The organism is Mycobacterium sp. UM_11, from assembly GCF_001414075.1.
GTDB lineage: Bacteria > Actinomycetota > Actinomycetes > Mycobacteriales > Mycobacteriaceae > Mycobacterium.
The window spans coordinates 48470-56718 of the sequence record NZ_LATC01000022.1 but is presented as its reverse complement, the minus strand read 5'-3'; the positions used below and the strand labels follow the sequence as shown (position 1 = coordinate 56718).

Annotated in this window: 8 protein-coding genes; 4 read left to right on the top strand and 4 right to left on the bottom strand. The window is 70.2% G+C overall.

Translation table 11 applies throughout. The features are described from left to right. The first annotated feature begins 14 nt into the window (after window positions 1-14). From WU80_RS08355 to WU80_RS08340, 4 genes are all read left to right on the top strand, one after another. The gene (locus tag WU80_RS08355) at window positions 15-1526 is read left to right on the top strand and encodes an alpha/beta fold hydrolase (RefSeq protein ID WP_082462570.1); all 1512 of its coding nucleotides are present in this window, start codon (window positions 15-17) and stop codon (window positions 1524-1526) included. Window positions 1527-1530: 4 nt separating this feature from the next. Beyond that, a complete protein-coding gene (gene aftC, locus WU80_RS08350; RefSeq protein ID WP_055401599.1) occupies window positions 1531-2835 on the top strand; it encodes an arabinofuranan 3-O-arabinosyltransferase in 1305 nt (434 codons plus the stop codon). A 5-nt stretch (window positions 2836-2840) separates the two neighbouring features. Beyond that, window positions 2841-3245, top strand: a complete 405-nt coding sequence (gene msrB / locus WU80_RS08345) for a peptide-methionine (R)-S-oxide reductase MsrB (RefSeq protein WP_156349486.1) — start codon at window positions 2841-2843, stop codon at window positions 3243-3245. A 114-nt stretch (window positions 3246-3359) separates the two neighbouring features. Next, the gene (locus tag WU80_RS08340) at window positions 3360-4244 is read left to right on the top strand and encodes a DUF559 domain-containing protein (RefSeq protein WP_055401604.1); all 885 of its coding nucleotides are present in this window, start codon (window positions 3360-3362) and stop codon (window positions 4242-4244) included. 46 nt (window positions 4245-4290) lie between these two features. Here WU80_RS08340 and WU80_RS08335 read toward each other — a convergent pair whose 3' ends face one another. The 4 genes from WU80_RS08335 to hemE form a co-directional block, all read right to left on the bottom strand. Continuing rightward, window positions 4291-5040, bottom strand: coding sequence for a class I SAM-dependent methyltransferase (locus WU80_RS08335; RefSeq protein WP_055401606.1), 750 nt, complete (start codon window positions 5038-5040; stop codon window positions 4291-4293). Between the two features lie 102 nt (window positions 5041-5142). Continuing rightward, on the bottom strand, window positions 5143-5838 hold the full coding sequence (gene hemQ / locus WU80_RS08330; RefSeq protein WP_055401607.1) for a hydrogen peroxide-dependent heme synthase: 696 nt from the start codon (window positions 5836-5838) through the stop codon (window positions 5143-5145). A gap of 5 nt (window positions 5839-5843) precedes the next feature. Beyond that, window positions 5844-7199: a protoporphyrinogen oxidase gene (locus WU80_RS08325; RefSeq protein WP_055401609.1), complete on the bottom strand. Its 1356-nt coding sequence runs from the start codon at window positions 7197-7199 to the stop codon at window positions 5844-5846. Continuing rightward, a complete protein-coding gene (hemE, locus tag WU80_RS08320) occupies window positions 7196-8245 on the bottom strand; it encodes a uroporphyrinogen decarboxylase (protein ID WP_055401612.1) in 1050 nt (349 codons plus the stop codon). The genes WU80_RS08325 and hemE overlap by 4 nt, the downstream gene beginning before the upstream one ends. Window positions 8246-8249: the final 4 nt, after the last annotated feature.

Sequence of the window (8249 nt, the reverse complement as noted above, 5' to 3'; positions counted from 1 at the left end):
CGGCAGCGTCAGATGTGTATAAGAGACAGGTCCCGGGCCTGGCCGCCGACCCGCGCTTCGCCACCAACTCCGGCGCGCGACCCCAGGGGGCGAGCACCGCCAAGCCGCCGCCCAGCGGCCCGCCCCCGATCGCGGCCCCGAAGAACGACCTGCCCTGGCACGACTGCACCTCGCGGGTGTTCGGCGACGCCGCGGTCCCGCCCGCCGCGGGGGTCCAGCTGGACTGCGCGAACTACGACGCGGACCTGGACCCGGTCAACGGTGGTACCGGCACGGTGAGCGTCGGCGTGGTCCGCGCCCGCACGAACCAGACCCCACGCGACGCGGGCCCGCTGGTCTTCACCACCGGCACCGATCTGCCGTCGTCGGCGCAGCTGCCGGTCTGGCTGTCGCGGGGCGGCGCCGACGTGCTGCAGAGCCACCCGATCGTCGCCGTCGACCGGCGCGGCATGGGCATGTCGAACCCCATCGACTGCCGCGACACCTCCGACCGCCAGATCATGCGCGACCAGGCGCAGTTCCAGACCGGCGACGACCCCGTCGCCAACCTCTCCGACGTCGCGAACACCGCCACCACCAGCTGCACCGACGCCATCGCGCCCGGAGCGTCCGCCTACGACAACGCGCACGCCGCCTCCGACATCGAGCGGCTGCGCACGCTGTGGGACGTGCCCGCGGTCGCCCTGGTCGGGATCGGCAACGGCGCCCAGGTGGCGCTGGCCTACGCGGCGGCGCGCCCCGACAAGGTCGCCCGGCTGATCCTCGACTCGCCAGTTGCGTTGGGTATCAACGCCGAAGCCGCCGCCGAGCAACAGGTCAAGGGCCAGCAGGCCGCGCTCGACGCCTTCGCCGCCCAGTGCGTCGCGGTGAGCTGCGCGCTGGTCCCCGACCCCAAGGGCGCCGTCAGCGCGTTGCTGGCCGACGCCCGCGCCGGCAAGGGGCCCGGCGGCGCGTCGGTGGCCGAGGTGGCCAACGCCATCACCGTCGCGCTGGGCTTCCCGTCCGGCGGCCGCGTCGGCGCCACCACGAACCTGGCCAACGCGCTGTCGGCCGCCCGCTCCGGCGACACCAACGCCCTGACCAACCTGATCAACCACGCCAACGTGTCCGCGGACTCCGACGGCCAGTTCGTCAACACGTGCAGCGACGCCGTCAACCGCCCGACCCCCGACCGGGTGCGGGAACTCGTGGTGGCGTGGGCCAAGCTCTACCCCCAGTTCGGCACCGTCGCGGCGCTCAACTTGGTCAAGTGCGTGCACTGGCCCACCGTGTCGCCGCCCGCGCCGCCGAAATCCTTGAAGGTCGACGTCCTGTTGCTCGGCGTGCAGAACGACCCGATCGTCGGCACCGAGGGGGTCGCCGCGACGGCGGCCACCGTCATCAACGCCAACGCGGCCAGCAAGCGGGTGATGTGGCAGGGCATCGGCCACGGCGCCAGCATCTACTCGAGCTGCGCGGTGTCCCCGCTGATCGGCTACGTCAACAGCGGCAAGCTGCCCGGAACCGACACGTACTGTCCCGCCTGATACTTTGCGCTTCGTGACGGCAGCTGACTCGACCCGAACCGGCCTGCGCGATCGGACCCTGGCCGCCTTTCGTCCCCGCAGCGGCCCGCCCAGCACCGCGACGATATTGCGCTCGGCGCTGTGGCCGGTGGCCATCATGTCAGTGCTGCACCGCAGCATCATCTTGACGCTCAACGGCAACATCACCGACGACTTCAAGCCGGTCTACCGCGCGGTGCTGAACTTCCGGCACGGCTGGGACATCTACAACGAGCACTTCGACTACGTCGACCCGCACTACCTGTACCCGCCCGGCGGGACGCTGCTGATGGCGCCGTTCGGGTATCTGTCCTTCTCGCCGTCGCGCTATCTGTTCATCCTGATCAACACCGTGGCCATCCTGCTCGCCTGGTATCTGCTGCTGCGGCTGTTCAAGTTCACGCTGTCGTCGGTGGCCGCGCCGGCGCTGCTGCTGGCCATGTTCTGCACCGAAAGCGTGACCAGCACGCTGGTGTTCACCAACATCAACGGCTGCGTGCTGCTGGCCGAGGTGCTGTTCCTGCGCTGGCTGCTCGACGGGAAGGTGAACCACCAGTGGTGGGCGGGCGTGGCCATCGGACTCACGCTGACGCTCAAACCGGTGCTGGGCCCGCTGCTGTTGCTGCCGCTGCTGAACCGCCAGTGGCGGACGCTGGTGCCCGCGTTCGTCGTCCCGGTCGTCATCAATGTTGTGGCGTGGCCGCTGGTGAGCGACCCGATGGACTTCGTCACCAAGACGCTCCCCTACATCGGCGGCGTCCGCGACTATTTCAACAGTTCGATCGAGGGCAACGGCGTGTACTTCGGCCTACCCACGTGGCTGATCGTGTTCCTGCGGATCCTGTTCACGCTCCTGGCGATCGCCGCGCTGTGGCTGCTGTACCGCTACTACCGCACCCGCGACCCGCTGTTCTGGTTCACCAATTCGTCGGGCGTGCTGCTGCTGTGGTCGTGGCTGGCGCTGCCGCTGGCCCAGGGCTACTACTCGATGATGCTGTTCCCGTTCCTGATGACCGTCGTGCTGCGCAATTCGCTGATCCGCAATTGGCCGGCGTGGCTGGGAATCTACGGCTTCATGGCGCTGGACGACTGGCTGATCTACCGGTACATGAGGTACGGCCGGGCGCTGCACTACCTGAAGATCACCTACGGCTGGTCGCTGCTGCTGATCGTGGCGTTCACGGTGCTGTACTTCCGGTACCTGGACGCCAAGGCCGAGAACCGGCTGGAGGAGGGCATCGATCCTTCTTGGCTATCGGCTGAGTCCGATCGCGCTACCGTGGAGGCATGACTGAGATCGCCCCGCCGAAGCTGCAACTCTCCGACGACGAGTGGCGCAAGAAGCTGAGCCCGGAAGAGTTTCACGTGCTGCGCCGCGCCGGCACCGAGCGGCCGTTCACCGGTGAGTACACCGACACCAAAACCCAAGGCGTCTACCAATGCCGGGCGTGCGGCGCCGAATTGTTCCGCAGCACAGAGAAATTCGAGTCCCACTGCGGGTGGCCGTCGTTCTTCGACCCGGCGAACTCCGACGCGGTGATCCTGCGGCCCGACCACTCGATGGGGACGACGCGCACCGAGGTGCTGTGCGCGAACTGCCACAGCCACCTGGGCCACGTGTTCGCCGGCGAGGGGTACCCGACCCCCACCGATCAGCGCTACTGCATCAACTCCATCTCGCTGCGCCTGGTGCCGGCGTAGCGGTCTTCGCGGCCGGCCGCCGCGACACTGAAACGACGCACACGACACGCCGGAAAGCGCCGCCGTAGTTTCAGTTTCGCGGAGCCTCGGGGGCCGTCGTGGCGTCTTCCAGGTGTGGATGACGTGTTTGTCGGCAGCGAGGCCTTGCAGCAGGGGACCATCAGTCGGCACCTGCTGCGAGCCCAGTTCCGTGCCATCCATCCCGACGTCTACCTGCCGGCCTACGCGGTGCCCTCGCTATACACACGGTCGGTCGCCGCGTGGTTGTGGTCAGGTCGGCGCGGCGTGCTCGCCGGGCTGACCGCGGCGGCGCTGCACGGTTCCCGGTGGATTGACGACGACGAGCCGATCGAGCTGATCTGGCGCAATACTCGTCCCCCGGCCGGCGTGCTCACGCGCAATCAGCGCGTCGAGCAGGACGAGGTAACCCGCGCCAAGGGCTTGCCGGTGACCTCGCCCGCGCGGACGGCCTTCGACTTGGCCAGGCGACTGCCCACCGGCGAGGCGGTCATGCGACTCGACGCGTTGATGCGGGCAAAACCGTTCTCGAGCGAGGACGTAATGCTGCTCGCTGAGCGGTACGCACGGGCACGCGGCTTACGGAAACTGCGGACGGCACTCCCCCTGGTCGATCCGGGCGCCGCCTCACCCAAGGAAACCTGGCTGCGCCTGGTGCTGATCGACGCCGGCCTTCCGATCCCCACCACGCAGATCCCAGTACAGCGGAACTGGCGGTTGCTTGCCGTCCTCGATATGGGCTGGGAGAGATACAAAGTGGCCGTCGAGTACGACGGCGACCACCATCGCGCCGACCGCCGGCAGTACGCCCGCGACCAGCATCGGCTCCGCACTCTTGACGAACTTGGCTGGGTCGTCATCCGGGTGATCGCCGAGGACAACCCCGAAGACGTCATACGCCGGGTCCGCGGCGCGCTTCTCCGTCGCGGCTACCGCGACACTGAAACGACGCACACGACACGCCGTAAAGCGGCGCCGTAGTTTCAGTTTCGCGGAATGACCGGCCGCGAAAAGCGGCCCGGCGAACTCAGTCCAGCCGGGTGGCGTGCACTTCCCAGAACGGGGCGTGCACCCGGCCACCCTCCAGCCACGGCTCCATCGCCCGGAACCGCTTCAGCAGATCCTGCGCCTGCTCGGCCATGTCGGGGTTGCGCGCCGCCATCATCTCGATCTGCTCGGCGCTGATGTTCACCAGATAGGTCGTCGTCCCCAGGTAGGTGATCTCCCAGCCGCCCTGGGGCAGCACGTCGCGAAAGTCGTTCTCCGACAAGGACCGCATCATCTTGAAGCCGTTGACGTCGTGCTGCCCGAACTCGAACATGTACAGCCGCGCGCCCGGCTTGCTGGCCCGGTGCAACGCCTGGGCGTACGAGCGGGCGAGCTCGGGTTCGGTGCTGAAGGTGTGGTAGAACGCGCAGTCGACGACGGTGTCGAAGCGGCCGTCGAAACCGTCGAGCTTGGTCGCGTCGGCCACCTCGAAGTTCACCGATACCCCGGCCTTGCGCGCGTTCTCCCGCGCCCGTTCGATCGCGGCCGCCGAGCCGTCGATGCCGGTCGCCGAATAACCCTTGGACGCGTAGTAGATCGCGTGGTGGCCCGGTCCGGTTCCCGGGTCGAGCACCTCGCCCTTGATCGCGCCCAGCGCGACGAGCCGCTGCACCACCGGCTGCGGGCCGCCGATGTCCCACGGCGTGGCGGCGGGCAACCCGTGCGACGTCCGCTCGTCGCGGTACATCTCCTCGAAACGGGCGGGGTCGGTGACGTCGGGCTGACTCATATGGCGCCGCTCCTCCTCATCGCTTCGCTCTGCATCGTCACCGGCGCAGTCATATGGCGCCGCTCCTCCTCATCGCTTCGCTCTGCATCGTCACCGGCGCAGTCATGGCAGGGCGTTCACCAACTGCTCGACGGACACGCGCGGCCCGGTGAAGAACGGCGTCTCCTCCCGGGTGTGTCTGCGGGCGTCGGTGGCGCGCAGCTCGCGCATGAGGTCGACGATGCGGTGCAGTTCGGGGGCCTCGAACGCCAGGATCCATTCGTAGTCGCCGAGCGCGAACGCCGGCACCGTGTTCGCGCGCACGTCCTTGTATTCCCGGGCCGCCATGCCGTGTTCGGCGAGCATGCGGCGCCGCTCCTCGTCGGGCAGCAGGTACCACTCGTAGGACCGCACGAACGGATACACGCAGATGTAGTTGCCGGGCTCCTCTCCGGCCAAAAACGCCGGGATGTGGCTCTTGTTGAACTCGGCCGGCCGGTGCAGTGCGACGCTGCTCCACACCGGCGAGCAGGCCCGCCCCAGCGCGGTGGTGCGCCGGAAATCGGCGTAGGTGGCCTGCAGCGCCTCGACGGTTTCGGCGTGGGTCCAGATCATGAAATCGGCGTCGGCCCGCAGCCCCGCCACGTCGTAGAGGCCGCGCACCACCACCCCGCGCTCCTCCTGCTGCTTGAGGAACCGCGACGCTTCGTCGATCACGGCGTCGCGCTGTTCCCCGAGCTCGCCCGGGCGCACGGAGAACACCGAGAACATCAGGTAGCGGATCGTCGCGTTGAGGGTGTCGAAGTCGAGCTTGGCCATGGAACCTATCGTGCCACTTTCACTTCGAGGGCCTCGATCGCGCGCGTGGCCGACCCGATGCACGCCGGCACCCCGATGCCGTCGAGGTAGCTGCCGGCCACCGCAAGCGTCGGGGGCAGGCCCGCACGTATCTGGGCGACCAGCTGCGCGTGGCCCGGCCCGTACTGCGGCATGGCCCGGATCCAGCGCTGCACGCGGGCGTCGACCGGGTCGACGGCCAACCCGAAGACGGCGGCCAGGTCGTCCAGCGCCCAGGCCAGCAGCTCGTCGTCCGACGCCGTCTCGGCCAGGCCGTCACCGCACCGCCCGAACGACAACCGCAACAGCTGGTTCTCCCCGCGCGCACCCCACTTGCGCGACGAGAGGGTAATCGCCTTGGCGCGCAACGGTTCTCCGGTCGCTACCAGCACACCGGAACACTCCGGAAAGGGTGTGTCGCCCGGCACCGCGAGCGCGACCACCACCGACGACGCGCTGACGATCCGGCCGGCGGCCGCGGCGCCGGCCGGGGCGATGTCGGCGATCAGGCGTGCCACCCGCGGGGCGGGCACCGCGAGGACCACCGCGTCGGCGTGCCGGCGGGCGCCGCTGTCGTCCAGCACCGCCCACCCCGCCCCGTCGGGTTCCAGCCCCTGCACGGCGGCGGGAATCCAGTCGGGCCGGGCCCGCTCGACCAGCGCGTCGAGCAGCACGCGGTAGCCGCCGTCCAGCGCCCCGAACACCGGCGCGCCGGTGGCCGGCGGCAGCGCCCGCCGGACCGCGTCGGTCAGGCTGGTCGCGCCGCGGTCCAGGGCGGCGGCGACGCCGGGGGCCGCCGCGCGCAGGCCGATGGTGGCCGCCGAGCCCGCGTAGACCCCGCTCAGCAGCGGGTCCACCGACCGGGTGACGACCTGCTCGCCGAACCGCTCGCCCACCAGGTCGGCGGTGGCGGGGTCGCTTCCCGGTTGCCACGCCAACGCCCGGCCGGGCTCGGCCTCGATGCGCGCGACGGTCGCCTCGTCGACCAACCCCGCGACCGAGCCGGCCGCCGACGGGATGCCGATGACCGTGCCGGTGGGCAGCGGGTACAACTCCTGCCGGCTGTAGATCAGCGGCCGCGCGCCGGTGGACACCAGTTGGCGCCCCGCGAGGCCCAGCTCGGCCAGCAGCGCCGGCATCTCGGGGCGGCGCAGCACGAACGCCTCGGCGCCCAGGTCCATCGTCTGCCCGCCGACCCGCTCGGTGCGCAGGATCCCGCCCAGCCGGTCGCCGGGATCGAACAGCGTGATAGGCGCGTCGTCGCCCACCGCCGCGCGCAGCCGGTACGCCGCCGTCAGGCCCGAAATACCGCCCCCCACAACGCAATACGAGGCGGCGGTCATAGGGAGTGGACCAGCGACACCAGATCGGTCAGCACCCCGGGGTCGGTCTCGGGCAGCACGCCGTGGCCGAGGTTGAAGACGTGGCCGCGCGCCCCCGCGTCGACGGCGCAGCGTCCGTCGTCGACGACGGCCCGGGCGGCGCGTTCGACGGCCGGCCAGCCCGCCATCAGCACCACCGGGTCGAGGTTGCCCTGCAGCGCCGTGCCGGGCGCGACGCGCGTCGCCGCGTCGGCCAGGGAGGTCCGCCAATCCACCCCCACCACCGTCGCGCCGACCGTCGACATGGCCCCGAGCAGTTCGGCGGTGCCCACCCCGAAGTGCGTCATCGGCACGCCGTGCTCGGCCAGCGCCCCGAAAACGCGGGCGCTGTGCGGCTGCACGTAGGCGCGGTAGTCGGCGAGCGACAGGGCGCCCGCCCACGAGTCGAACACCTGGATGGCGTCCACCCCGGCGTCCAGCTGCGCCCGCAGGAAGCCGACGGTGATGTCGGTCAGCTTTTCCAGCAACGCGTGCCAGCTGCCCGGGTCGGCGAGCATCATCGCCTTGGTGCGGGCGTGGTGACGGCTCGGGCCGCCCTCGATCAGGTACGACGCCAGGGTGAACGGCGCACCCGCGAACCCGATCAGCGGGACGCCCCCGAGGGCGGCCACCAACAGCGTGACCGCGTCGGCCACCGGCTGAATGCGTTGCAGGTCAAGGGGTTTCATCGCGTCCACATCGGCGGCGGTGCGCACCGGCGACGCGATCACCGGCCCGACGCCCGCGACGATGTCCAGGTCGACGCCCGCGCCGAGCAGTGGCACCACGATGTCGGAGAACAGGATCGCCGCGTCGACGTCGTGCCGGCGCACCGGCTGCAGGGTGATCTCGCAGACCAACTCGGCGTCGAAACAGGCCGACAGCATGTCGGTCTGGGCCCGCAGCGCCCGGTATTCGGGCAGCGATCGACCCGCCTGCCGCATGAACCAGACCGGGAGCCGGCCGGGTTTGCGACCGGTGACGGCGGCCAGGTAAGGCGACTCGGGAAGGTCGCGGCGAGTAGTCATTGCG

Bases quoted from the DNA above. Each gene is read 5' to 3' on its own strand.
- hemQ (WP_055401607.1), bottom strand. From the start codon at position 5,838: ATGGCCAAGCTCGACTTCGACACCCTCAACGCGACGATCCGCTACCTG.
- WU80_RS08325 (WP_055401609.1), bottom strand. From the start codon at position 7,199: ATGACCGCCGCCTCGTATTGCGTTGTGGGGGGCGGTATTTCGGGCCTG.
- WU80_RS08335 (WP_055401606.1), bottom strand. From the start codon at position 5,040: ATGAGTCAGCCCGACGTCACCGACCCCGCCCGTTTCGAGGAGATGTAC.
- hemE (WP_055401612.1), bottom strand. From the start codon at position 8,245: ATGACTACTCGCCGCGACCTTCCCGAGTCGCCTTACCTGGCCGCCGTC.